This is a genomic window from Priestia abyssalis (assembly GCF_002019595.1).
Taxonomy (GTDB): domain Bacteria; phylum Bacillota; class Bacilli; order Bacillales; family Bacillaceae_H; genus Bacillus_BA; species Bacillus_BA abyssalis.
In genome coordinates, this window is record NZ_KV917369.1 from 1,857,873 (window position 1) to 1,882,578 (window position 24,706).

The 24,706-nt window shown below is 38.3% G+C and carries 22 protein-coding genes, 1 pseudogene and 1 other annotated feature; of the genes and pseudogenes, 18 read left to right on the top strand and 5 right to left on the bottom strand.

What is annotated here, in order from left to right; translation table 11 throughout:
• The first annotated feature begins 31 nt into the window (after window positions 1-31).
• Window positions 32-1,024, top strand: coding sequence for a glutaminase (locus tag BK575_RS08605; RefSeq protein WP_078410014.1), 993 nt, complete (start codon window positions 32-34; stop codon window positions 1,022-1,024).
• 262 nt (window positions 1,025-1,286) lie between these two features.
• Here BK575_RS08605 and BK575_RS08610 read toward each other — a convergent pair whose 3' ends face one another.
• Complete coding sequence (locus BK575_RS08610) at window positions 1,287-2,720, bottom strand: alanine/glycine:cation symporter family protein (RefSeq protein WP_078410015.1); 1,434 nt, start codon at window positions 2,718-2,720, stop codon at window positions 1,287-1,289.
• Between the two features lie 965 nt (window positions 2,721-3,685).
• On the opposite strand from BK575_RS08610, the gene BK575_RS08615 reads away from it, so the two are divergent.
• Both BK575_RS08615 and BK575_RS08620 read left to right on the top strand, forming a co-directional pair.
• Entirely contained in the window at window positions 3,686-5,002 is a 1,317-nt protein-coding gene (locus BK575_RS08615; protein WP_078410016.1) for an ATP-binding protein, read from the top strand.
• Window positions 5,003-5,006: 4 nt separating this feature from the next.
• On the top strand, window positions 5,007-5,942 hold the full coding sequence (locus BK575_RS08620; RefSeq protein WP_078414709.1) for a response regulator: 936 nt from the start codon (window positions 5,007-5,009) through the stop codon (window positions 5,940-5,942).
• Window positions 5,943-6,093: 151 nt separating this feature from the next.
• On the opposite strand, the gene BK575_RS08625 is transcribed toward BK575_RS08620, so the two are convergent.
• A complete protein-coding gene (locus tag BK575_RS08625) occupies window positions 6,094-6,936 on the bottom strand; it encodes a cell wall hydrolase (RefSeq protein WP_235867342.1) in 843 nt (280 codons plus the stop codon).
• Between the two features lie 536 nt (window positions 6,937-7,472).
• On the opposite strand from BK575_RS08625, the gene licT reads away from it, so the two are divergent.
• From licT to BK575_RS08670, 9 genes are all read left to right on the top strand, one after another.
• Entirely contained in the window at window positions 7,473-8,306 is an 834-nt protein-coding gene (licT, locus tag BK575_RS08630) for a BglG family transcription antiterminator LicT (RefSeq protein WP_078410017.1), read from the top strand.
• Between the two features lie 470 nt (window positions 8,307-8,776).
• Window positions 8,777-10,627: a beta-glucoside-specific PTS transporter subunit IIABC gene (locus BK575_RS08635; RefSeq protein WP_078410018.1), complete on the top strand. Its 1,851-nt coding sequence runs from the start codon at window positions 8,777-8,779 to the stop codon at window positions 10,625-10,627.
• A gap of 86 nt (window positions 10,628-10,713) precedes the next feature.
• Window positions 10,714-12,156, top strand: coding sequence for a glycoside hydrolase family 1 protein (locus tag BK575_RS08640; protein WP_078410019.1), 1,443 nt, complete (start codon window positions 10,714-10,716; stop codon window positions 12,154-12,156).
• A 214-nt stretch (window positions 12,157-12,370) separates the two neighbouring features.
• Window positions 12,371-13,636, top strand: a complete 1,266-nt coding sequence (locus tag BK575_RS08645; protein WP_078410020.1) for an ATP-binding protein — start codon at window positions 12,371-12,373, stop codon at window positions 13,634-13,636.
• 335 nt (window positions 13,637-13,971) lie between these two features.
• Window positions 13,972-14,250 (top strand): hypothetical protein, encoded by a 279-nt coding sequence (locus BK575_RS08650; protein WP_078410021.1) that lies wholly within the window; start codon window positions 13,972-13,974, stop codon window positions 14,248-14,250.
• Window positions 14,251-14,267: 17 nt separating this feature from the next.
• Window positions 14,268-14,657, top strand: a complete 390-nt coding sequence (locus BK575_RS08655) for a GtrA family protein (RefSeq protein WP_078410022.1) — start codon at window positions 14,268-14,270, stop codon at window positions 14,655-14,657.
• Between the two features lie 148 nt (window positions 14,658-14,805).
• The gene (locus tag BK575_RS08660) at window positions 14,806-15,048 is read left to right on the top strand and encodes a hypothetical protein (protein ID WP_078410023.1); all 243 of its coding nucleotides are present in this window, start codon (window positions 14,806-14,808) and stop codon (window positions 15,046-15,048) included.
• An 11-nt stretch (window positions 15,049-15,059) separates the two neighbouring features.
• Complete coding sequence (locus tag BK575_RS08665) at window positions 15,060-15,320, top strand: hypothetical protein (protein ID WP_078410024.1); 261 nt, start codon at window positions 15,060-15,062, stop codon at window positions 15,318-15,320.
• Between the two features lie 328 nt (window positions 15,321-15,648).
• The gene (locus BK575_RS08670; protein ID WP_078410025.1) at window positions 15,649-15,846 is read left to right on the top strand and encodes a hypothetical protein; all 198 of its coding nucleotides are present in this window, start codon (window positions 15,649-15,651) and stop codon (window positions 15,844-15,846) included.
• Window positions 15,847-15,868: 22 nt separating this feature from the next.
• Here the strand turns inward: BK575_RS08670 and BK575_RS08675 are convergent, their stop codons facing one another.
• Entirely contained in the window at window positions 15,869-16,132 is a 264-nt protein-coding gene (locus BK575_RS08675) for a hypothetical protein (RefSeq protein ID WP_078410026.1), read from the bottom strand.
• A 116-nt stretch (window positions 16,133-16,248) separates the two neighbouring features.
• On the opposite strand from BK575_RS08675, the gene BK575_RS08680 reads away from it, so the two are divergent.
• Window positions 16,249-17,007 (top strand): hypothetical protein, encoded by a 759-nt coding sequence (locus tag BK575_RS08680; RefSeq protein ID WP_235867343.1) that lies wholly within the window; start codon window positions 16,249-16,251, stop codon window positions 17,005-17,007.
• A 155-nt stretch (window positions 17,008-17,162) separates the two neighbouring features.
• On the opposite strand, the pseudogene BK575_RS08685 reads toward BK575_RS08680, so the two are convergent.
• Window positions 17,163-17,841, bottom strand: a pseudogene (locus tag BK575_RS08685) (N-acetylmuramoyl-L-alanine amidase family protein).
• A gap of 283 nt (window positions 17,842-18,124) precedes the next feature.
• Between BK575_RS08685 and BK575_RS08690 the strand changes: the two are divergent.
• The 4 genes from BK575_RS08690 (at window position 18,125) to BK575_RS08705 (ending at window position 21,565) form a co-directional block, all read left to right on the top strand.
• Entirely contained in the window at window positions 18,125-19,249 is a 1,125-nt protein-coding gene (locus tag BK575_RS08690) for a lipase/acyltransferase domain-containing protein (RefSeq protein ID WP_078410027.1), read from the top strand.
• A 542-nt stretch (window positions 19,250-19,791) separates the two neighbouring features.
• A complete protein-coding gene (gene pdxS / locus BK575_RS08695) occupies window positions 19,792-20,676 on the top strand; it encodes a pyridoxal 5'-phosphate synthase lyase subunit PdxS (RefSeq protein WP_078410028.1) in 885 nt (294 codons plus the stop codon).
• A gap of 187 nt (window positions 20,677-20,863) precedes the next feature.
• Window positions 20,864-21,112: a ferredoxin gene (locus BK575_RS08700; RefSeq protein WP_078410029.1), complete on the top strand. Its 249-nt coding sequence runs from the start codon at window positions 20,864-20,866 to the stop codon at window positions 21,110-21,112.
• An 81-nt stretch (window positions 21,113-21,193) separates the two neighbouring features.
• Complete coding sequence (locus tag BK575_RS08705) at window positions 21,194-21,565, top strand: DUF3870 domain-containing protein (RefSeq protein ID WP_078410030.1); 372 nt, start codon at window positions 21,194-21,196, stop codon at window positions 21,563-21,565.
• 185 nt (window positions 21,566-21,750) lie between these two features.
• Here BK575_RS08705 and BK575_RS08710 read toward each other — a convergent pair whose 3' ends face one another.
• Window positions 21,751-23,109, bottom strand: a complete 1,359-nt coding sequence (locus BK575_RS08710) for an amino acid permease (RefSeq protein WP_078410031.1) — start codon at window positions 23,107-23,109, stop codon at window positions 21,751-21,753.
• A gap of 110 nt (window positions 23,110-23,219) precedes the next feature.
• Window positions 23,220-23,451: a binding site (T-box leader), on the bottom strand.
• A gap of 368 nt (window positions 23,452-23,819) precedes the next feature.
• Here BK575_RS08710 and truA point away from each other — a divergent pair.
• Window positions 23,820-24,554 (top strand): tRNA pseudouridine(38-40) synthase TruA, encoded by a 735-nt coding sequence (gene truA / locus BK575_RS08715; RefSeq protein ID WP_078410032.1) that lies wholly within the window; start codon window positions 23,820-23,822, stop codon window positions 24,552-24,554.
• Window positions 24,555-24,706: the final 152 nt, after the last annotated feature.

Consider the following 24,706-nt stretch of genomic DNA (forward strand, 5'->3'; position numbering starts at 1 on the left):
TAATTACATAATATCAATGGGGTGGAGGAGTATGGTTACAGGAACAACAAAGGGGCATAACGCTTTGGTTGATTATGACATGAAGGCTTGCGTAGATGAATGGGTCATGCATTATCGCTCATATGCAGCTGAAGGCAAAAATGCCAGTTATATTCCCGCTTTGGGAAAGATAAATTCATCGCAATTGGGTATTAGCATAATGGGGGCAGATGGAACCATGATAACGTCAGGGGATTGGGAAGTCCCTTTTACCCTACAAAGCATATCGAAAGTGATCAGCTTTATAGCCGCATGTGTAAGCCGAGGTATTCCTTATGTATTAGAGCGGGTCGATGTGGAACCGACTGGAGATGCTTTCAACTCGATCATTCGGTTAGAGATGCATAAATCGGGAAAACCATTTAATCCGATGATCAATGCTGGAGCGATTACGGTAGCGTCACTTCTGCCGGGAGAATCGGCGCATAAAAAGCTGGAATTTCTTTTTGCTTTAATCGAAAAAATGATCGGGAAGCGTCCGACCATCAATGAGGAAGTGTTTCAATCTGAATGGCAAACAGCTCATCGCAATAGAGCGTTAGCCTACTATTTAAAAGAGACTGGCTTTTTAGAGTCAGATGTTGAAGAAGCCTTAGAGGTTTACTTGAAGCAATGTTCGATCGAAATCAATACAGAGGATATTGCTTTGATTGGGTTGATTTTGGCACATGATGGCTATCATCCGATTCGTAAAGAACAAGTCCTCCCTAAAAAGGTAGCTAGATTAACGAAAGCGTTAATGCTTACTTGTGGAATGTACAATGCGTCCGGCAGATTTGCCGCTTTTATCGGATTGCCGGCTAAAAGCGGGGTGTCAGGAGGGATTATGGCACTTGTTCCTTCGAGAGTAGGGGGAGAACTGCCGTTTCAAGGTGGATGTGGTATTGGTATATATGGACCGGCTATTGATGAATATGGCAACAGCCTGGCAGGCGTCAAGTTATTGGAGCATATTGCACAAGAATGGGATTTAAGCATTTTCTAACCCTTTGAGGGCGGCTTCAAGTTGTCTGAACGCTATTATGAATCCCTTCCGATTGAATGAAGAAGTGTCGAGTTATTAGGTAGAAGCTGAATAGATGTTTTGGAACTAGAACTAACGAAAAGAGGTTTAGACCATGTACTTGTGTCTAAACCTCTTTTTTTATGCCGGTAAGGTTTCGGCAAGGGCCTGCAAGAGGAAAGGGGGAAGCTTATGAATAAACAAGAGAACATGGACAAAACGCCCATGTTCTCTTGTTTATATATTATATAGCATTTTCTTTTTTAGAAGTCGAAGCAGCTTGGGAGTGCTCCCAGCATTCAATGTTTTCAAGATTTCCAATACTATCTTTATAAAAGACAGGATCTTTACCGGCTTTTTTCTGTTTCATGTAATCCGTTAAAGCAGCAAAAGCGACTTTAGATAATAAAAGAATGGCAATCAAATTTACGATAACCATGAAGCCCATAAATAAGTCAGCCAAATCCCATACAAGCTGTACCTTTGCGACTGATCCGAATATAACCATCGCTAAAACACTGATTCTATAAAGCATTAGCCATGCTTTATTGGTATTTAAAAATTCGATATTTGTTTCTCCATAGTAGTAGTTACCGATTAACGTGCTAAATGCAAATAATAAAACCATGATGGCGAGAAACCCTGATGCCCAAGAACCGATGTGTGTGCTTAAGGCAGCTTGGGTGAGTTCAATACCGCTTAGTCCCGGCTGTTTATAAGCATCGGATAATAAAATAATAAAGGCTGTACTCGTACAAATAATTAACGTGTCTGTTAATACCCCAAAGGCCTGGATGAGTCCTTGTTTTACCGGGTGACTCGTTATGGCAGTTGCGGCAGCGTTTGGTGCACTACCCATACCTGCTTCATTCGAGAATAATCCGCGTTTAATCCCATTCATTAAGGCGGCGCCAAGTGAGCCTCCTACAGCTTGCTCCAACCCAAAGGCATTTTTCACGATAAGAGAAAGTACTTCCGGCATTTTTGTAATGTTTGTGAGAACGATGAATAACGCTACCCCAATATATAACACGGCCAGAACAATTACAATATACTCAGACATTTTGGCAATCCGCTTAACACCGCCAAAAATAATGGCAGCAAAAACAATGGTCATAATAATTCCTAATGTGAAGCGGTCTGTACCAAATGAGTTTTCAAATGCAATGGTAATGGTGTTTGATTGCACAGCATTGAATACAAGACCGAAAGACAAGGTGATCAAAATGGCAAACAGGGCACCCATCCAACGTTTATTTAAGCCTTTTTCCATATAATATGCCGGGCCGCCGCGGAAACCGTCCTTATCTTTCACTTTATAAATTTGTGCTAACGTACTTTCAACAAAACTGGACGCTGAGCCGATAATCGCAATGATCCACATCCAAAATATCGCTCCTGGTCCGCCTAATGCAATGGCAATGGCAATTCCCGTAATATTGCCTGTCCCAACACGGGCTGCCATGCTAATACAAAATGCTTGGAACGGTGAAATGCCGTCTTTAGAACCCGTTGCTCCTTCTTTTAAAACACGGACCATTTCTTTTAAAAGGCGAATTTGTAAAAAATTCGATTTAAATGTGAAGTAAAACCCTATGGAGACAAGCATAATAATTAATAATTTTGACCAAAGAAAATCATTCGTTGTACCAACCATACTCTGCAGTAATTGCTGCATATTATCACCTCTTGTTAAAGTTTAGTAGTTTATGCTGAAGCAAATAAAAATGTCTCTAATTGGCTAAAGAAACTCTACTACTTATGGGTTTCCATAAAAAATGGCCCCTGTGCCGATCCCTGCTATTAGCCCGATAAAATTTGCCAAGCTAGTCCAATTTTTTTCATTGATTCACCTTCTCTTTTGATTGTAAGATTTGTACGTCAAAGTAGACCTTGTTAAATGCATTCATAGTCATAAAGTAAAATAGGATTTTTGAAGTGTCGCTTCTGAATTGATACGTGCGAACTGCTCAGCGGAGATGTACATAAGATCTTTTCGTGTCGGAACGGATTACAGAAGTTGCTTCAGAATTAGGACACCGGTTTGATAGTGATGGTTTGAATCGAAGTAGATCGAACCTTGGCGATGGTGCCGCTTGTTGTTGGAATTATCGATTAGGTACCAGTCTTATATCACTCCTTTCATCCGTACATACGTATTTGTTAAAGCAGCTAATGCACTTTTATAATCAAAGCTCAACTTAAAGTCCATGTGAGTCATTCATCCAATGTCGTCAAGCCTGCCTATCATCATTTCGAATGAAAGCCTTCTGACAAACCAGTTTAAAAATTAGAAAAATGCAAATTATGTAAAGCGCTTTCATATATCCCCTAACAAAAACGTAGCTTAAATTTATAATAAGAGCTACATAATGATACAGAAAACTACAAAGAACTACAGAAAAAATTAAAAATTTCAAAAAATAAAAACAGTGTTGCTTCACAAATTCATGTACAAATTTTTAAAGATACGCTGTGTTAAACAATGATGTTAATGGTCGCTTGTTGGATTACGAATGTGAATCCGTTTAAATCGGGAGTTCGATTGGCAATTAGTTTTTATTTTTCATTTATAAAAAAGTAAAGTAAGCGTTGTATTAAAGCCAACAAGACTGTATACTGTTTTTTAGTCAAAATGGGGAAGTGATTATTTTGAATCTTAGCTCTTTAGTCAAAAAAGACATCTATATTCTTGTTTTAATGATGTTTACAGTTCCATTAGCAGGCGAAATAAAGTCTTTTCCCCTAAATGAAACGTTTCGAATGAGTTTTGGTGCACCAACATTCTTTTTCTTTTTGTTATTGTTACGGAAAATGCCGGCTTTTCTACCAGGCTTTTTGACAGGGATAGTGGTTGTGAAATTTCGGATTTTACTAGATTTCATTGTACAGGAAGACTTTGACTGGGTATCTTCTTTTGAGGCTCACTATCCTAGTTTTTTCTTTTATTTCAGTTATGCATGTTTCTTTTATATAGCGAAAATTAATCGCTTTCACCATCGGCCATTGATAATTGGAGCGAGCGGTTTCGTTATTGAAATAGTAGCTGATGGTATAGAATTAATCGTCCAGTATTTCGTGTTAGAGACAACGATTACGATCGCCGCACTGAATGAAATCATCGTCATCGCATTTTCCCATAGCTTTATCGTGTTAAGCTTTTTCAATATGATGAAGCTGTATGAAGCACAGTCGAGGGAAAGACAAACCCGAAAACAAAATGAACATATGCTGATGCTCATTTCCAATTTATATGAAGAATCGATTCATTTAAAAAAAACGTTGAAAGATGCTGAAAATATAACGAAAAAAACATACGATCTATACAAAGGTTTAGATGGTTTAACAAATGAAGAGGTGAACTTTCCAATTGAAGATTTACAACGACGTGTATTGAATATAGCCGGTGAAGTTCACGAGATTAAAAAGGATAATCAACGTATTTTCGCCGGACTCTCAAAATTGATCTCGGATGAAAGTTTCACTGATTATATGCCCATACATGAACTAGTCAACATCGTCATAAAGGCAAACGAGAAGTACGCCCATTTACTGGGGAAGGATATCCAGTTTGTATGTGCAATTAAGGGCATGCATCCGAATTATCATATTTACACGATTCTATCGATTATCAACAATGTCGTTGCAAACGCTGTAGAAGCTATTAAAGAAACGGGAAGCATTATAATCGGCATTGATAAGAAGCAAGATTCGCTTGAATTTCGGATAGGAGATAACGGTCCCGGTGTTACATCGAGGTATCAAGAGTTGATTTTTGAACCTGGTTTTACTTCTAAATATGATGATGCTGGTAACCCGTCGACAGGCATTGGTCTATCTTACGTAAAAGAAATGGTCGAGCAACTTCAAGGGGACGTTACGTTTCAGAACGGGCCGGAAGGAAAAGGAACGATTTTCAAGATTCGATTGCGGGTTGTTCACTTAGTGGAGAAAGGGTGATTTGATGCTTTTTTATATAGTTGATGACGATAAAACGGTTCGTGCCATGCTGGCCCAAATCATTGAAGATGAAGATCTTGGGGAAGTGGCGGGAGAAGCTGAGGACGGTTCGTTGTTGGATCAGCAAATGCTGACTTTGAAACATATAGATATTTTATTTATGGACTTATTAATGCCGATTCGAGATGGCATTAAAACGATTCGTCAAATCAAACCATTATTCAAAGGTAAAATCATCATGATTTCTCAAGTGGAATCGAAAGAATTGATTAGTGAAGCCTATTTGCTTGGCGTTGAATACTTTATAATCAAACCGATTAATAGAATTGAAGTGTTAACGGTTATCCGGAAAGTTATTGAACGAATCCAATTGGAAAAATCAATACAGGATATTCAGAAATCCCTCAATACCGTGCTTAAATTGGATAATCGTCAAGTGATGATGGAGAAATCTTCCGGTGAAAAACATATCAGAACGTCCAGTCATTTTCTTTTATCCGAATTGGGAATCGCTACGGAAAGCGGAAGTAAGGATTTACTGGATATGTTGGATTATTTATATCAATATGAGCAAGATAAAACATTTACACAAGGATTTCCTTCTTTAAAAGAAGTTTTTGTACATTTAGCCCAAAATCGACTTGGACAATCCGCTGCAGAGGCGGAATTAACAAGGGAGATCAAAGCATCGAAACAGCGTGTCCGAAGAGCTATTTACGAGTCGTTGAATCATTTGGCATCCCTTGGACTTACGGATTATTTAAACCCGAAATTTGAAAATTATGCTTCTAAGTTTTTTGATTTTGCAACGGTAAGGAAAAAGATGACGGAATTAGACAATGACTCAACATGTTCAACATCTACTTCTCGAATTGATACGAAAAAATTCATTCAAATTCTCTATTTTGAAGCGAAGCGGATCTATTTAGAATCTCAATGACGAAATCTTGTTAAATCCTGTGCTATATACTTTTGAATGATATTATGCTGCAAAACATGGATTTTAATGTCAGTCCCAATGCTCTATAGGAGAGGGAGACCGACATTTTAGTACACGAAAAAAGAGCTGCACACGTGACAGCTCTTTTTTATTATTTAGCAAATACATGATTGCCGATGGTTTTCACCACTTCACGGCTGCGAATCCAATCATCTGTTGCAATGTCCGGATTGTAGAAATAAATGCAGTTATTTAAACGGTCTTTTCTTGTTAAGGCTTCTTCTACCGCTCGTTTTGCTTCATCGGATGCCGGCTTATTGATCTCACCATTTTGAACCGGTGAAAAAGCATAGCTTTTTCCGACGACTTGTTTAATAACACCTGTAATGGTATCCGGGAATTCAGAAGAATCTACTCGATTTAATACAACAGTTGCAACGGCTGTTTTTCCTTCATATGATTCACCTTTTGCTTCAGCTTCTACTAGACGGGCAAATAGGTCTTTCTCTTCGGCTGAAATAGAAATGGCTGGTTCTATCGGCTCTTTTTCCGTTGTTTCTGCGACAGGTTTAGATGCTTGTACTCCCAACACCTTCGTTTGAGGAGCTTCGATAACAGGTTTGGATCGTTGTGTTGCTGCTACTACTGATGCCGTTTTATGGGGGATTTCAAGTACGGGTTTTAACGACTGTGTGACTACTGCTGTTGTTTGGTGGGGGATTTCGAATGCGGGTTTTGATAGTTGTACAGCTAATATATTCGTTTTATCAGGAATGAGCGACATTGCTTTTATATAAGTCCAATCATTGACAAGCGAATTTTCTTCTTGTAGGGGATTAATGGTTGCACCAGATGGTTGTCCAAGCTTCCAAACAATATCTTCTTTAATAAATGGATATTCTGTACCAATTTCGGCATGACCAGTTTGTACACCTATAAAGGCAAATGCAGCGGCAAATGCTGCAATGAATGTTTTCATATGTGTGTTTTTCATGGATGTTTTACCTCCTGAAAATGCGTATGTGAATACTGTAACATAGGCTAGTACTTTCTTCACCGAACGATTCCATGACATTCCTTATAATTTGATGAACAACATTACAGTCAAGAGGCGAATGTGACATTATTCCTGTAACTTTGTCATAATCGATCCATCATTTGCGAAATGCAGGCATATATTACCATGGGTTTTTCAGGAGATTGACAAAAAAATCTTGTTTTGTTGGTTTGAGTCAGCATTCTTTTTGGTATAGAGACAGTCCTGAAATATGGTTATAGAAGTGAAACCATCCTGAACGAAAGAAGGGGCGTGCTAGGAGACTGATTTTTTTCCCAGCGTTAAAGAGGGGTGAGAATGAATCATGGTTTTACATGAGAGTATGAAAACGGTGTCGAAAAATAGTTGCTATCTCATTTTTAAGGTGATAACATTTAAACTATTATGATAAATGTGCAGGGTTGTTACTGGTCATTCAGGCAAAACCTAAACCATTATGTTTTATTTACTTTAATATAATAAAGGTGATCTATATGAAAATAGCCAAAGTAATAAACAACAATGTTATTAGTGTTTTTAACGAGCACAATGAGGAACTCGTAATAATGGGCAGAGGGATTGCTTTTCAGAAGAGACCAGGCGATGCGGTGGATGAGGACAAAATAGAGAAAGTTTTCAAGTTAGACAATAAGGATGTTTCGGAAAAATTTAAAACGCTTCTATATGAGGTCCCGATGGAGTATATGGAAGTTTCAGAAGAAATCATTAATGGGGCAAAAACAAAACTCGGCAAAAAACTGAATGAAAGCATTTATGTTTCCCTGACCGATCATATTCACTTTGCCGTCGAAAGAAATCAAAAAGGGCTGGATATAAAAAATGCTTTGCTGTGGGAAATCAAAAGGCTTTATAAAGATGAGTTTTCTGTCGGCAAAGAGGCTTTGAGCATAATCGAAAGCAAGTTAGGAGTAACTCTGCCGGAGGATGAAGCAGGGTTTATCGCGATGCACATTGTAAATGCGGAATTAAATGAAGAAATGCCAAACATCGTCAATATAACGAAAGTAATGCAAGACATCTTAAACATCGTCAAGTACCACTTTAAAATAGCCTTTGACGAGGAATCTTTAAACTATTATCGCTTTGTCACCCATTTAAAGTTTTTTGCCCAGAGACTGCTTAGCGAGACTTACATGGAAAACAAAGACGACTTTTTATTTGAAGCAGTGAAGAATAAGCATCCGGAAGCATATGAATGCACAAGAAAAATAAGCGACTACATCAACAAACAATATAACCATGAACTAACGGATGAGGAAAAACTGTATTTAACGATTCATATTGAAAGAGTCACAAATAGAAAATAATATGTTCGGTTTTATATTCGAAAAATTCATTTAAAGCAAAAGAAAGCGTTGACAATGAGTCGAGTGCGTGATAAGTTATCTGTATAAATTAAATAGCAATCGGTCTTAGGATTGTTACTGGTCAAGCAGGCAAAACCTAAATTACTGAAAGGGCAGGAATGTGTATTCTTGTGCTGCGGTAATTTAGGTTTTTTTTATTTCAAAAAAGGATGTGATGCCGTGATTTTGACACGAAAAATGAATAGAAAACTAACTGTAAAGGATTGTTACTGTTCGGCAGGCAAAACCTGAGTTGATGCTTAATGATTGGATTCTATTTTCCAATTCTACAGCATTAATTCAGGTTTTTCTTTTTTAATAAGGCTTTTAACCGTTTTCATAGCTTCCGTCAGCGGGTCTCTTACTGCCCGGTAATGCGGGATAAAATCATTTTACTAGATTATTCTAATGAGCAAAGGGAGTGTAAAATCATGAGCTACAATCAATTGGCAAAAGACATTTTGCAGCAAGTCGGCGGTGAACAAAATGTATCAAGTCTTGTTCACTGTGCCACACGATTACGGTTTAAACTAAAAGACCATAAAAAAGCGAATAAAGCAGGGCTTGAAAAGATGAACGGCGTTTTGAGTGTCGTAGAAGGCGGGGGGCAATTCCAGGTAGTTGTCGGGAGCCATGTCGCTGATGTGTATAAAGAAATCACGAAAGTCGGGAACATCGGAGCACATTCCGATTCAGCCGATGAAGAAAAAGGAACGATCTCATCGAGAATTTTTGAAACCATTTCACGAAGCTTTTCACCATTAATCCCGGCGCTTGCCGGAGCGGGTATGCTAAAAGCATTATTGACAGTGCTTACAATGGCTGGGGTGTTGTCGGCAGAGAGCGGAACCTATTTTATTTTGTCCGCGGCTGGAAACGCTGTCTTTTATTTCTTGCCAATCATGCTTGGTATCACACTGGCAATGAAACTTGGCGTGAATCCATATGTCGCCGGGACGATTGGAGCAGCACTTTTAGAGCCGAATTTCACAGGCTTAATGCAAAATGCAGGTGATACAAGTTCGTTTTTAGGTATTCCAGTCGTACTCATGAATTATTCATCCACGGTTTTCCCGGTGTTCATCGCCGTTAGCATTTATGCTGTCTTGGAAAGATTCTTGAAGAAAGTGATTCATAAAGATGTGCAAATGTTTTTAGTACCGATGTTGTCATTGATGATCATTGTACCGTTAACGGTCATTGCTTTTGGACCTTTTGGCGTATATGTTGGAAATGGAATTGGAACAGCGATCACCTTCCTTAGTTCGAAAAGCGGTATACTGACAGGTGCAGTTATGGGGGCTGCTTGGACGTTTCTTACAGTTCTCGGACTGCACTGGGCTCTTGTACCGATTGCTCTGGCTAACCTTGCCAATGGCGGCGACCCGCTCTTAGCAATGGCTGCCGGTGCCACTTTTGCGCAAATGGGATTAGCATTTGGCGTCTTCTTGAAAACAAAAGATAAAAAACTGAAAGCATTAGCTGGACCTACATTGTTACCGGGGCTATTATCCGGTGTGACCGAGCCGATTATTTACGGTTTATTAATGCGCTATAAGCGTACCATCCCTTATGTCGCTGTTGCCGGAGCTCTTGGTGGAGCCATTAATGGTTCTCTCGGCGTCAAAGTAAACGTGTTTGCATTTCACAGTTTATTGACGATACCAGCATACTCACCGATGGCACTGTACGTAGTTGGTATTGCTGTAGCCTTCGGGGGAGCGGCACTCTTAACAATCCTATTTGGATACGAAAGCAATAAACAACAAGAAACAACTGATAATAAAGTTGAAGCAGGCACGCCGCTCGTTAATGAACCGCTTGTAAGAAAAGAATTGATTGTCAGTCCGCTGACAGGTGAAGTAAAACCGTTAAAACAGGTGGCTGATCCGGTTTTCTCATCAGAAGCAATGGGGAAAGGCATCGCGATCGAACCGGCCATCGGACAAGTTGTATCACCTGTTGACGGTGTGGTTTCAACGGTCTTTCCTACAGGACACGCGATTGGAATCACCTCAGAAGAAGGGGCAGAAATTTTGATTCATATTGGAATTGATACAGTCCAGCTGGAAGGAAAATACTTCTCTGCTCAGGTAAAACAGGGAGATGCAGTGAAACAAGGTGATTTGTTAGTCAATTTTGATATTGAAAAAATTAAAGAAGCCGGCTATCAAGTTACAACACCTGTCATTATCACCAATACCGACCGTTATCTCGATGTGGTCGAAATAAATAAACAGACTGTTGAGGCAAAAGAGAGTTTATTGACACTGGTCATTTAAATGCTGCCATCTGGCAGAATGCGGGAGGGGTGTTGTGTCCCGCCTGCTATCCATTTTACTAAATAATTATAGGGGAGGAATAAATGATGACTAAAATCGAAAAGAAATTTCCAGAAGGATTTTTATGGGGCGGTGCTACAGCGGCCAACCAGATGGAAGGCGGATTTCATGAAGGCAGCAAGGGGTTAAATATCGCGGATGTTCTTCCAGGTGGAAAAGAACGCCTTAAAATCTTACAATCACCGGGCTTTGATTTTGAAATCCATAAAGAGAAATACAGCTACCCAAACCACGAAGCGATCGACTTCTACCATCGCTATAAGGAAGATATTGCGCTGTTTGCAGAAATGGGATTCAAAGTATACCGTATGTCGATTGCCTGGACACGGATTTTCCCAAAAGGAGATGAATTAGAACCGAACGAGGATGGCTTGGCATTTTATGATCGTGTGTTTGACGAACTGCACAAATATGGAATTGAACCAGTTGTCACGATTTCTCACTATGAAATGCCGGTAAACCTTGTAAAAGAATACGGAGGCTGGAGAAGCCGTGAAGTGGTGACCTTCTTTGAAAGATATGTTAATGCCATTTTCAATCGTTATAAAAATAAAGTGAAATACTGGATGACCTTCAATGAAATCAACAGCGGCTTAATCATGCCAATCATGGGCCTTGGCTTTGCCATTCATCAAGAAGAAGACAAATATCAGCCGACATTTCAAGCCTATCATCACCAATTCGTCGCAAGCAGTATAGCGGTGAAAGCGTGCCGTGAAATCATTCCGAATGCTCAGATTGGCTGCATGATTCTTTATGCACCGGTGTATTCGTATGATTGCAACCCGGAAAACGTCATGTATGCACTTCAGGAAGATCGCATCTTTAACTATTTCTGCGCTGACGTTCAAGTGCGCGGAGAATATCCGGCATTCATTAAACGCTACTTTAAAGAACATAACATTGAGCTGGAGATTCAAGAAGGTGATTTAGAGTTAATGAAAGAAAACACGGTAGATTATATCGGTTTCAGCTACTACATGTCACGGACAGAGAAGAAAGTAAAAACAGCGGAAGAGGCAGCACAAGGAAATATCCTGTCAGGGGTAAAAAATCCGTTCCTAAAAGCGAGTGATTGGGGATGGGAGATTGACCCGATCGGGTTGCGGATTTCTTTAAACGAGCTGTATGACAGATACCAAGTTCCGCTCTTCGTCGTTGAAAACGGCTTAGGGGCGATCGATAAGGTTGAGGAAGACGGCACGATCAATGATGACTATCGTATTGATTACCTCCGTGACCACATCAAGGCAATGGCTGAAGCGATTGAAGATGGTGTGGAGCTGATGGGCTATACGAGCTGGGGCTGCATTGACCTCGTGAGCGCCTCAACGGGAGAGTTTTCCAAACGCTACGGCTTTATTTATGTCGATAAACATGACGATGGCAGCGGCACATTGGAACGCAAGAAGAAAAAATCCTTCTACTGGTATAAAGACGTCATTGCATCGAATGGTGAAATGTTATAATTGGAACAAAATAGTCCATGTGGCAAGTGTTTGAGCCGCATGGGCTTTTATTTATGTCATTTTTAAGCTTTTTTACTTTAAATTTCTATTTATTGTAGACTTATAATCTTATAATATTGAATAATGAATAGGCTATTTAATAGGATATGCAAAAGAAAGAGAATTTGAGATTATGAGATGTTAATAATAAACTTTGTTTAACTAAGGAGTTATTATGCGGAAAAATGTTAGTTGCAGCAAGAAAGTCTCGTTTAAAATAGCGGCCATTTATATTTTATTGAGTGTTATTTGGATTTTTATAACCGATTGGATATTATTTAATTTCGATATACTTGATGTTGTTTGGATAAATTCCGGAAAAGGAAGTCTTTTTGTTATTGCGACAGGGTTCTTATTATATAAATTAATTCAAAGAAATATGAAAGGCATAGAAGATAGTGAACGGCAGTTAAATAGTCTTATTGAAAATAATACAGATGCAATCGTCCGTTTAGATTTAATGGGCAATATTGTATCTGCTAATGAAGCAACGGAAAAAATTACAGGATATAGTAAAGAAGAGCTGACTGGAACATCGTTTAAAGACATTGTAGTCAAGGAAGATTTGGATAGAATTTTAAAGCATTTTTTGAAAGTAATAAAAGGGAAGTCCACAATAATAGAAGTCGGAAGTATTCGAAAAGATGGACAATGTATAATATTAGATGTAAAGAGTGTACCAATTAGGCTGGATGATAAAATGGTAGGAATTTTTGTGATTGCCAGGGATATCACAGAATTGAAGGAAAAAGAGGAACTTATAAGGAAATCTGAAAAACTTTCTATTGTAGGTGAATTGGCTTCTGCTATAGCGCATGAGGTGCGAAACCCGCTAACATCTCTAAAAGGTTTTCTCCAATTATTTCAAAATAGTACTAAAGAGGAAAAGGATAAAAAGTATTATGACATTATGTTATCAGAAATAGAGCGTATAAATTCAATTGTCAGCGAATTTATGATACTTTCCAAGCCGCAGGTTATTAACTATCAAGACAAGAATATTACCTCTTTATTAGAAGATGTAATAACATTACTTGAAACAATAGCTATTATGAAAAATATAGAAGTGACAAGAGAGTTTGAAGCCAATATTCCTCTCATCAAATGTGAAGGGAATCAAATAAAGCAAGTATTTATAAATATTTTTAAGAACGCAATAGAAGCTGTTCCGAATAACGGGAAAATTGATGTTAAGATTAAACAATTGAAAGAAGATAAAGTGCTGATTCGTTTTATTGATAATGGGCGTGGTATTCCAAGTGATTTAATACCTAAGTTAGGTGAACCATTTTACACAACAAAGGAGAAAGGAACAGGTTTGGGTTTAATGGTCAGTTATAAAATTGTCGAAGAGCATCGAGGAAGCATAAATATAAAAAGTGAGATTGATAAGGGAACAACAGTTGATATTGTATTTCCAGTTTCAATGAATGAAAAATAACTGCACGTCGCAGGTTTGACGGGATTCAAATACATAAAAGAAGAAAAAGAAGTAAAGTGAATGTGATCCCTTTGGCGCGGCAGCCAAGGGGATTATTTTTATACAGGTTCAACAGAGCGGGTCTCCTACTGAAAACAATAGTAGAAATCTCTTTTTCACCTGAAAAGGATGAATCTACGCGCAAGTAGGATAGCACTCTGTTGAAAAATGTTTCACTTCAACGTACGACCCGAAAATATATGTTTTGAAATGAAAAAAGATGGTATGATTTTATGGGGGAAATGAATCCCTCTTGTTCGAGTTTTTTTCGATGAGCTTGGAGGGAGTAAGAATAAATGATTTTTTTATTGTTATGTTTATGTGCAGGAGCCTTTTTCATCGGATTGATCCAAAAATATATCTTCGGGATAAAAGACCCGGATATCAAGGAGCTTTGGCTGGAGCTGGATAAAGAAGAATGGTATCAGGAATTGCTGCAAAATCCGAACATGGAGAAGAATATTGTCTATCATAAAGAACATGGTTTATTGAACGATCCGTACTATGTCCGCAAAATCATCAATAAGGAAGAGCATAGAAAAGGCTTTATCCACTATGTGAGTGAGAAAGGTTAGAAAGGAATCATGGTTATATGATGAAAAGTAAGGAAGTTCTCGTGAAATTTTCGACCTACAGCTTGGTCGGTTGTGTCAGCGTCCTTTTTTATTTTACGGCTGTTTTTATTCTTGTCGAGTTTTTCCGCCAAGAACCGGTTTTAAGCTCAGCAATAGCGTTTATCCTCATGACCATCATTTCTTATTTTTTGAATAAAAGGTTCACCTTTAACGGAGATTCATCAAGAAGAACGTTCATGAAATATATAGCTGTTTCAAGTCTTGGTTTTGTATTGAACAGTACAATCATGTATGTCATTGTACATATCTATTCTTTCCATTATTCAGTGGGAGAGATTGTCACGACCCTCGTGATTCCGATTATTAACTTCATTTTGAATAATTATTGGACGTTTAAAGAGGATTAAAAATCATAAATCAGGATCATTGAATGGATATTAATGATATGAGTGGTATATATACGTTGTCGGTATTGATGAAGGAAGAAGTTGATTCACATCCACCTAAAAGCAGCATAGAGTATAGTAATATTTCAAGGAGACGGAGGAATCGATTGTGCCTGTTTCTGTTGTGTTTAATCAAATCAATGTGATCAATATATCTGTAAACTCCATTATTGCTTCAGGGCAGAATAGCCAGCCGGATTGGAGTACACAAGGGAAAGTTAACGCTGGTAACGGCTTTTACTTAAATTCGGCTGTCCTGGGCTGTACTAATGTTATTAATGATCAAGATTTATGTGACACCCCAGTAAGCAACCCGCAAGGCATTAACTCTCAACCAGTTTCTCAAGTGTGAGGAAAAAGCAGATGAAACAAAACGAAACGCTATCCATTCATTTTTCAAATATGAATATTTCTTCCATGACTTCTAACTCAGGAATCTTCACAGGAGAAAATTCACAATCTAATTGGCAAATAAGTTTAAAAAGCAACACAGGATTTGGCAAAATGATTGGTTCGCATCATATAGCGGTACAAAATATTAATATCGTAAATGATAACGATGTCATGGATTCAGATTTTACCCAGAAGCAGGATTCTTTAAATCAGTCTGTGATCCAAAGCTAAGATAAGGCACATTAAAGTTGCCTTTGCAGCGGAAAGACATTCACTTTCAGTCAGTTTTGTACGGATATATTCATTCAAGTAAGAGCAGAGAAAACCACCTTTTTTTACAGGTGGTTTTTTATTTCGAGCGAAAAAATCAGTTGATGTGTAAGGGACATCCTCGGCTTATGGAATTTTTCGCAAGTTGAAGGGACGGTAAAACGGGGTATATTTTCCGATTCCTGCAATAGTTATAGTAATAGTAGACAAAAGTTCAAAAACGCGTGATGGATTGAGTAAAAAATACTAAACTTGAATTTCATCGATGAGCGTGAGGTGGTAAAGGAAGTTGGCGAAAATTCAATTCCATTCAATTAACGTAAATATGATCCAGAACAGCTCAGGCTTATTTTACGGCGTTAATCTTCAATCTAAGTGGAAGAATAAAGGCCGTATTTCAGACGGTTTTGGAAGAGTGAACGGTCATTCAAATAAAATTTTAAATAATACTTCCATCGTAAAGGGGTCAGGAAAAGTTAGTCCGTGAGTAAAGAAGGAGTGTGTGTGATCTAATCACTATGGGAAGCATTTTCTCCTTTAATGATAGGCTTCTTAGCGCTATCTGTTTGATCATCAAGTAGGACAAGGTGGGCATTATAGGATGTTTGATTGTTTTTTCCATTGATCACTCCAAAACCACAATTGCTGCTGGTAATAGTAGTCTCCCAATAAAACTGATGATTTCTTCCGATAAAAACCCCTCCATTGTTTTCAATCGCATGTACAGTCAGATTTTCAAAGAGAATTTGAGGAGAACGCAGATGTATTTTCATAATTCCTCCTTGTAGTTACGAATGACCATAAAAGTTACGTTTTTCAGTTTCTATGTACATTTATTGTATGTGGCAAATCAGTCATAAGTGTTAAATCTGATAAAGGATGAAACAGTATGCAATTGGATGAAAAGACGCTAATGGAAATGCTCATAAATATGGAAAAAAGACTCGAAAATTTGGAAAAAAATATTAATAATCCATCCGAAAAGACCGTGAAAAATTCTTTCTATTTAAATATAAAGAATATTGAAACATTGAAGTTGGAGGAACTGTCCTACCATTTGGATACACTCGATGTAAAGGAACTTAGCGGAATGCTGAACATAGGTCATACCTTTTCTCCGGAAGTTAACCAAAACGAGCTGGAGAATAAATTGAAAATTCCTCCTGCTTCATCAGTGAAAAAAAATCCGACTTCATTAGGGGAACAAGAGGAAGAGCCGGCTGATGAATTAGGCGGGAAGAGTAAAAAACATCGTGAAGCTAAAAATATAGAAGAGAATCCTTCAGATATTGTGGTGAAGTTCAACGGGAAGAGTATCCCTTTCAAGTTAATCAATATACAAGCCAGTAGAAAGCCTGAGAAGTCCTTACCTTCGACCTTTACTATTGGGGATATTAATATTGGGACTATTGAAGATGCCTCATGCGTAAACTTCGGCAATAATTTCCCGACAGATTTTAAAAGCCACAAAAAGCACAATCAGGGATTTGGCAACATTTTAGGCAATCATAATGATATTCATGATATTCTGTCATGGTTAGAGGAAAGGGATATCACAGAAGTATTTAGCCAGGGACAGAATGAACATCCCCCCGAATGGTTGGACATGCTGATAAAAGGACAAGAGGAAGACAAGGGAGGAAGCTGAAGCAGAAGGAGGGTATCCCATAAATCCTGAGTAGTTGCCGGTAAGTGGTGACGACCGGTGACAGGCACTCGGTATAAAGGAACGAAGACTAAGAACGCAATGTCTTCACTAGTACATCCCGTGTGCCGGAAACCCCTTACTGATGGAAGCTTTCTTTATATTTTTTCTATAATAATTTGTTTAGCTGTTTTAAGATAGCGCTTAACTTCATTCAACACATTTTCGTCATTTGCATATGCTCCTATTTGGATACCATCAACAATCACCCGATGTATATCTTCCGTAACTTTTTTTGTTAAATTAAATGCTTGTGCTAAACCATTTACATGCCCTCGTGCAACTTTATCGCGCCAGTTTGGATCTGCTAGTTTAACAGCATCGTTATTATTGTCAACAAACCCATTCTCCGTTAAAATAGCACTCATTTTTGTTTCACGTAATACATGAAAATTTGCTTTCTTTTGGCCGCGATCCAAAAGTCCATTTACCTTCATAATTTCTTGATGCATAATATTTTGGTATGCTGCTGTTATTGAAGAATCAGATAAGCTGTCATGTTAATTCATATCCTTGGACTTGCCCATTATATGAATTAACATGAATCGAAAGAAAATAATCTGCTTCCCAACTATTGGCTTCATCAGTACGTTCATTTAATGTTCGATAAACATCTGTTGTTCGACTCATTTTGATATCAACATTTTCATATTCATTAATGAGAATGTTTCGAATACGAAGTGCAATATCTAAAACAACATCCTTTTCCTTTAAATTATTTCCTATTGCCCAACTATCAGATCCTCCATGCCCTGGATCTAAATACAATTTAAACATCATATGTCACCTCCTTATACTATACAAGTATTCATAAACTATTAACTTTGTATAGGTTGTTTCCTATAGAACGGGATAACATGAACGGATAATTTTATAGATTTAAAGTATCCTTTTGAAGTGTTGCCATATGTCAATTACTCTATGGGTAACAAAATAGGAGTGGGATTATAAAAACTCCTGAACCACCGTATTGCGCAGTGATTTTTGCTTCACAGTGAACCATGTAATTTTAGGGTATTACTAATAGTAGCCATTAACCTTAGTAAGGAGGAGTATAGATTTGACAGTCCCTACCATTTTAATACCTGGAATACAAGGCACGAAACTTGTTAATTCGAACACAATAAATTTCGATATAATATGGTCAGCTGTCCAAAACAAATATGAAACGATCTATGACCTGGCTTTGAAGCAGGATAGTCGTTTTGAAGTGATGCCGAAATCGATCATAGAGCGGAGTGATGTAGAGGATTTGGCCTATCGGGAAGCAGTATACGTTTTGGAACACAAGACAAAAATGCCGATTTATATTTTTGGCTATGACTGGAGAAAATCCTCAGCAGAAACAGCCAAGCGCTTAGCTGACTATATTGAATATCTTAAGGAGAAGCTTTCCGTAAAAACTTTTAACTTCATTGCGCACAGCATGGGTGCAATGGTGTTCAGCTGCTATTTGAAGAATTTACAAGGGAATTATGATGTCATCGACCATGCCGTATTGGCAACTTGTCCTTTTGAAGGTTCCGTCAGGGCTATGATTTCTCTAGCTGTAGGAGAGGGAGGTTTCCGTTTCCCGATGTTCAATTCTAATGATGAATTCCGAAAGATTGCCCGTACGTTTCCTTCAGTTTATGAGATGTGTCCCACCTATAAGGATGCAGTTGTATTCGAAAGAGGGCCAAGTTTTGATTTATTCAATCCTGACCATTGGCAATCCAACATCGGCGATGATGACAGGGGATTGTTCCTTGATAGGCTCAGCCAGATGAAAACATTCCGAGATAGGAAAAATCCAGTGATGTTGAATTTAAGGAATCTTCCGGAAGAGGTCAGGAAAAGGTTTCTAATTATTGCCGGTGAGGGTGAAGAAACGAAAAAGAAAGTCATTGTCCAGCCTCAAAGCCCGGATGGTCGGGCAAGAAATTTCTTTAATTTTGATTCCCTTGATGCAGATGGCGATGGAGATGGGGCAGTTCCGCTAGAAAGTGCGGCCATCTATAAGGATGTCATTTTAACGCTGGCAGTAAAGAGGAAGTGGAATAACCTAGACATGCATGCTCTTCTCTTGAGCGACGGAAGAGTCCAAACCCTAATCACGCGTTTTTTTCTAAATAAAACGTTAGGGAACTCTGTTGGTTCTCCCTGGTGGTCCATACTTGACGGTTCAGTAAGACAATTAAAATAAAGGTATTCGGCAAGGAGAGCTTGTTTATATAAAAAAAGGCTGAATCAAACCAATCGAATAGGATAAACAAAAAGGCCAATTATGGTCTTTTTTTGTTGTTGAAAATTAGTAATAAAATGTAAACAGAGCCTTCTGAAAAAATGGAAAAATATAAAATGAAACTCCCCCTATCTCGTCTTTTTAACTATTTAATAATAAAAACGAAGGCTTTGTACGACCTTCATCCGCAAATTAATAAAAATATTTTAAATAAAACTATATTCTAAATGAAAATTAATAAAAAATGATCGTCTGTAGGATGAAATAATAGATTGTCTTCTATTTCACCATCGTCCGGATCAAGGCTGTGTAAGATGTAAAAATTTATTGCAGTTAGCTCATTTTTTTTGCACCTTTATGCAAATTTCTCAAACAAGATGCCAAATATTTTGGCGTTTTTATGTAAAATTACGTGAATCTTCCTTTCTGTTGTAGATGGCATGAAAGTTGCATAATAAGTTAATTGAGAATCAATTGAAAATCAATTATGGGGGGAAACAACGATGGTGAGAAATGGAACAGAACGTGTTAAACGAGGGATGGCAGAAATGCAAAAAGGCGGAGTCATTATGGACGTCGTCAATGCAGAACAAGCAAAGATTGCAGAAGCGGCAGGAGCGGTAGCTGTTATGGCGCTAGAGCGTGTTCCTGCTGACATTCGTGCAGCAGGCGGCGTTGCTCGTATGGCAGATCCTACAATTGTAGAAGAAGTCATCAAGGCAGTGTCCATTCCTGTTATGGCGAAAGCGCGTATCGGCCATATTGTAGAAGCTCGTGTTTTAGAATCGCTTGGTGTGGATTATATTGATGAAAGTGAAGTGTTAACGCCGGCCGATGAGGAGTTTCATTTAAATAAAAGTACATTCACGGTTCCGTTTGTTTGTGGCTGTCGTGATTTAGGAGAAGCTGCTCGCCGTATTGGTGAAGGTGCTTCTATGCTGAGGACAAAAGGTGAACCGGGCACAGGAAATATTGTGGAAGCTGTTCGCCATATGCGCAAAGTCAATGCACAGGTGCGTAAAGTAGTGGGGATGAACGAAGACGAACTGATGACAGAAGCGAAACTTTTAGGAGCGCCTTATGAATTATTACTTCAAATTAAAAGAGAAGGCCGTTTACCAGTAGTCAACTTTGCAGCAGGCGGCGTAGCAACACCAGCTGATGCTGCACTTATGATGCAATTAGGCGCAGACGGTGTTTTCGTTGGATCTGGCATCTTTAAATCAGAAAACCCAGAAAAATTTGCCCGTGCCATTGTAGAAGCAACGACTCATTTTGAAGATTATGAGTTGATTGCCCAGCTTTCAAAAGGTTTAGGAACAGCGATGAAAGGAATAGAGATTTCAACAATCTTGCCGGAACATCGTATGCAGGAACGCGGATGGTAAAATCTTCATCCGGTCTAAATGCAAAATAGGGTGATTCGTAAAGGAATGAAAATCTAAATACTCATTCTCTTGAATACACGTTGTTGTTTATGCTTAATACATATTTTTTAGGTTGATCGTATTAGCATATCAAGTTCTATTTGCTTTTCCAGTTATATTGAAATGAAAAAATGGAAGGAGATTTATGATGCCTAAATACACAATCGTTGATAAAGAAACTTGCATTGCATGCGGTGCATGTGGCGCAACGGCACCAGATCTATATGATTATGACGATGAAGGGGTGGCATTTGTCCTATTAGATGATAATCAAGGCGTGGTTGAAGTGCCGGAAGAATTAGAAGAAGATATGATGGATGCATTCGAAGGATGCCCAACGGATTCTATACGTGTAGCTGATGAAAAGTTTGACGGAGATTCTAACAAATTTCAATAATATAAAACAGTTTTGTAAACGCTTACTGATTGGTGAGGGCTGTAAAGTAATCAGTTAGTTTTTGAAAGGAGATGAAGGGGCATGCAGATGTTGAATACTGTAATTGTTACAGGATATGCAAAAGCTCCACAGGGAACTTCCATGTATGAAATGTATAAGCATGCGGGAATTGTACTGGAAGTGGATTTGAAAGAACATAAAATTGTCGGCGCCGAATTCACATTCGTAGCAGAGTTAACCAAAAATTATTTTCAAAAACTGCTGATAGGCTACTGTCTCAAAGATGGGGTGGAGCCGTTGATTGAACGCATTCAAAGCTTTTACTTTGCTCCTTCCCAGCAAGCTATTATTGTAGCTCTTCAAGCCGCCGTCCAGCGTTATTGGGACAATGTGAATCAAAAGGGTGTAGATGTAAAAACAAATTCTCAAAAACAAAGGGTTGGTATTATTTAAATTACATTATAAACTTGAATAAAAGAGGCTATACAGGATGTCCTCGTTTAAATTTTATTTGTACTAGAACCTTTATGATTTAACAGATAGGTTATTTCCCTTTGTTGAAAAAGCATCTGCTCAAGTGAAGCAGATGCTTTTTTGGTGGATTATTTCTTTCATCATTATCCATTAAAACTACTTCATTACGATTCAATGATTGTATGAAGGTAGCGAGTTTTTATAATATACGTTAAGGTAATAAAAAGGTAGATTCCCAGTGTAATACTTGTGATTACGATAGATGTGGTGGAAATGACACCAATTAAAATGGAAATCAAAGCGATGATGGCAAACCAGGTTGTATAAGGAAACCATTTAACATGATAGCCTGAAACGGCTGGCTGCGATTTCCGCGATTTGAGATGGGCAAAGGCAATAATCAGCCATATGAATAGAACCGTATAGCCTAATGAACCCATGAGATAATCAAATGTTTTGCTTCCTGCAAATAAAGAGATTAACACACCTATATATAAAGAAGATGTACACATTAAAATTGAATAAACAGGCACTTTCTTTTCTGATAATCTGGAAAAAATTTGCGGAACCCGTCCGTCCACAGCCTGGGTATACAGCACACGTGATGAACCGTATAAGCCAGAGTTCATCGATGAGATAATCGCCAGTAAAATAACAGCATTCATAATATGATCGGCTCCTGGAATGCCTATCATTTTAAACACTAAAACGAACGGACTTTCTTGAACCGCATTTACTTGATTCCATGGAATTAAACTAACGATGATAAAGAAAGGAAAAAGGTAAAAAGCGATAATTCGTGTTAATGTACTGCGAACTGCTTTTGGCACCACTTTCTCGGGATCTTTCGTCTCTGCCAATGTTACGCCAATAATTTCTGTTCCTCCATAAGAGTAAATCACAACAAGCATTGCTGTAATTAATCCGCCCGGCCCTTGAGGAAAGAATCCGCCATGCTCAGTTAAGTTGGAAAGGCCGGGAGCCGAATGTTGGCCAAACGATATAAATAATAACAGTAAACCAGCCAAGATAAAAATGATGATGACACTAATTTTTATTAAAGCAAGCCAGTATTCTGTTTCTGCAAAAATTCTAACCGACAGCAGATTGACGATGGTAACTAAAGCTGAAACCGATAAAGCCAGCATCCAAATCGGATAGTCAGGAAACCAATATTGAAGGAAAATCGCAGCAACTACCGCTTCGGCTGCAATATTTAACACCCACATCTTCCAATAAATCCAATCGAGAAAATAAGCTGGAAAATGTCCCAATGTCGACTGGACAAGATCGCGGAAAGTCCTCGCCTTACTATTGCGCACAGCCATTTCAGCCAATCCCTGCATAATAAATAATAAAATAATCCCGCCAATCAGATAGGCGATCACAACGGAAGGCCCTGCCATATCAATGGCTGAACTGCTTCCTTTAAATAATCCGGCACCAATGCTTCCCCCTAAAGCCATCATCATGATATGGCGCGAAGTCATCGTCCGCTGCAAACTCTGGTTGTCTTGTCCCATAAATCTACCTCCACTAATAAATAAAAAAGCTTTCATCCACAGGATGCTTACCTCCTGTTGGGTAAAAAATAAAAAAAGGCTTATCGTCTTTTACCTCATCATGAAATGAGAAAAGAGACGATAAGCCTTTAGCTAACCGCGGTACCACTCTTGTTGATTCTGTTGAACCCTGCTTTCAAACCTTTTAACGGGGGTTAATCGTCAAGACATAGGGAATTCTTATTTATTCCTTCTGCAATGAAGCTCCAGGGCGAGTTCAAAGTGATCATAGACTGCGTCGCACCAACCCGCAGCTCTCTGCTCTATCAATCAGCTTTTACTACTCCCATTCTTTGCTTTTATATAATTTAAATATATCGGATAGTTCTAAAATAATAAATATTAATATAAATGCTGGATTTTTTTATGTCAAGAGTTTTTTGTGATTATTCTCTCTTCTGTTTGTATGATTCCAGCGTTAATTTTCCATAATCAGCGTTTAAAAGTATTCCTCTCTTTTTTGTTTCTTATCATGGTAGAATGTAAAAGCGGAAGCCAGGTTAAAGTTTGGTATGGTTGTTAACTTAAACGGGGGTCTAGCTGCTTTTGCCTGGACTTATATGGTAGAGTAGTTTTTAACGGATACTTTCTGACCATGCCGTTGAAGAGTAACAGGAGTTGCGTGGATCAACAAGTTTCCGTTTAGAGAACAATAAAGTAAGGAGAAAGAAATGAATAATTATAAATTGGTCATCCAGTATGACGGCGGGCGTTATAAGGGCTGGCAGCGGCTCGGTAATAGTGACAATACGATTCAAGGAAAAATCGAAAATGTATTATCAGAAATGGTAGGAAGAAAAATTGAGATTATTGGAAGCAGCAGAACGGATGCGGGTGTTCATGCTCTTGCTCAAGTAGCCAATTTTAAAATCAGTGAGAATTTCACCGAATCTGAAGTGATGAATTATTTGAATCGATATTTACCCCATGATATCAGCGTTGTGGACGTTACGTTAGTCCACGAACGCTTTCATGCCCGATATAATGCCAAGGATAAAACGTATGTGTATAAAATTTGGAACAAAGAATACACAAATCCTTTTATGCGAAAGTACAGCATGCATGTAGAGAAAACACTGAATACCGCAGAAATGAAAAAAGCATGTCAACATTTTATAGGTGAATATGATTTTACCGCTTTTTCAAATGCCAAATCAAAGAAAAAGTCCATGGTGCGTAAAATATATTCTCTCGATATAGACGAAAATGAGGGCTTCATCCAAATTAGAGTAAAAGGTAATGGATTTCTTTATAATATGGTGAGAAAAATTGTCGGAACGTTGATAAAAGTAGGGTTGGGTGAACTAGAAGCTGAATCCATTCCAAAAATCATCCAATCAAAAGAACGTGACCAGGCCGGTTTCGCAGAAGCAGGCGGGCTGCACTTGGAAAAGATTGATTTCTAGACAAATAGGGGTGGACGCACTTTATCAGGATGCTGTACCAAACACAATGCAGTAACACAATTATGCTATTAAAAGCCGTTAGATTCATTGTGAGCCTAATGGCTTTTTCATGCAATCATAATAACAGAAACGCATACATCCTCAGGAAGGAG

Coding starts and splice junctions, on each gene's coding strand:
- BK575_RS08645 (WP_078410020.1), top strand. CDS start 12,371: ATGCGGAAAAATGTTAGTTGCAGCAAGAAAGTCTCGTTTAAAATAGCG.
- BK575_RS08705 (WP_078410030.1), top strand. CDS start 21,194: ATGCAGATGTTGAATACTGTAATTGTTACAGGATATGCAAAAGCTCCA.
- BK575_RS08700 (WP_078410029.1), top strand. CDS start 20,864: ATGCCTAAATACACAATCGTTGATAAAGAAACTTGCATTGCATGCGGT.
- truA (WP_078410032.1), top strand. CDS start 23,820: ATGAATAATTATAAATTGGTCATCCAGTATGACGGCGGGCGTTATAAG.
- BK575_RS08635 (WP_078410018.1), top strand. CDS start 8,777: ATGAGCTACAATCAATTGGCAAAAGACATTTTGCAGCAAGTCGGCGGT.
- BK575_RS08605 (WP_078410014.1), top strand. CDS start 32: ATGGTTACAGGAACAACAAAGGGGCATAACGCTTTGGTTGATTATGAC.
- BK575_RS08665 (WP_078410024.1), top strand. CDS start 15,060: ATGAAACAAAACGAAACGCTATCCATTCATTTTTCAAATATGAATATT.
- BK575_RS08655 (WP_078410022.1), top strand. CDS start 14,268: ATGATGAAAAGTAAGGAAGTTCTCGTGAAATTTTCGACCTACAGCTTG.
- BK575_RS08710 (WP_078410031.1), bottom strand. CDS start 23,109: ATGGGACAAGACAACCAGAGTTTGCAGCGGACGATGACTTCGCGCCAT.
- BK575_RS08680 (WP_235867343.1), top strand. CDS start 16,249: ATGCAATTGGATGAAAAGACGCTAATGGAAATGCTCATAAATATGGAA.
- BK575_RS08650 (WP_078410021.1), top strand. CDS start 13,972: ATGATTTTTTTATTGTTATGTTTATGTGCAGGAGCCTTTTTCATCGGA.
- BK575_RS08640 (WP_078410019.1), top strand. CDS start 10,714: ATGACTAAAATCGAAAAGAAATTTCCAGAAGGATTTTTATGGGGCGGT.
- BK575_RS08620 (WP_078414709.1), top strand. CDS start 5,007: ATGCTTTTTTATATAGTTGATGACGATAAAACGGTTCGTGCCATGCTG.
- licT (WP_078410017.1), top strand. CDS start 7,473: ATGAAAATAGCCAAAGTAATAAACAACAATGTTATTAGTGTTTTTAAC.
- pdxS (WP_078410028.1), top strand. CDS start 19,792: ATGGTGAGAAATGGAACAGAACGTGTTAAACGAGGGATGGCAGAAATG.
- BK575_RS08625 (WP_235867342.1), bottom strand. CDS start 6,936: ATGAAAAACACACATATGAAAACATTCATTGCAGCATTTGCCGCTGCA.
- BK575_RS08675 (WP_078410026.1), bottom strand. CDS start 16,132: ATGAAAATACATCTGCGTTCTCCTCAAATTCTCTTTGAAAATCTGACT.
- BK575_RS08610 (WP_078410015.1), bottom strand. CDS start 2,720: ATGCAGCAATTACTGCAGAGTATGGTTGGTACAACGAATGATTTTCTT.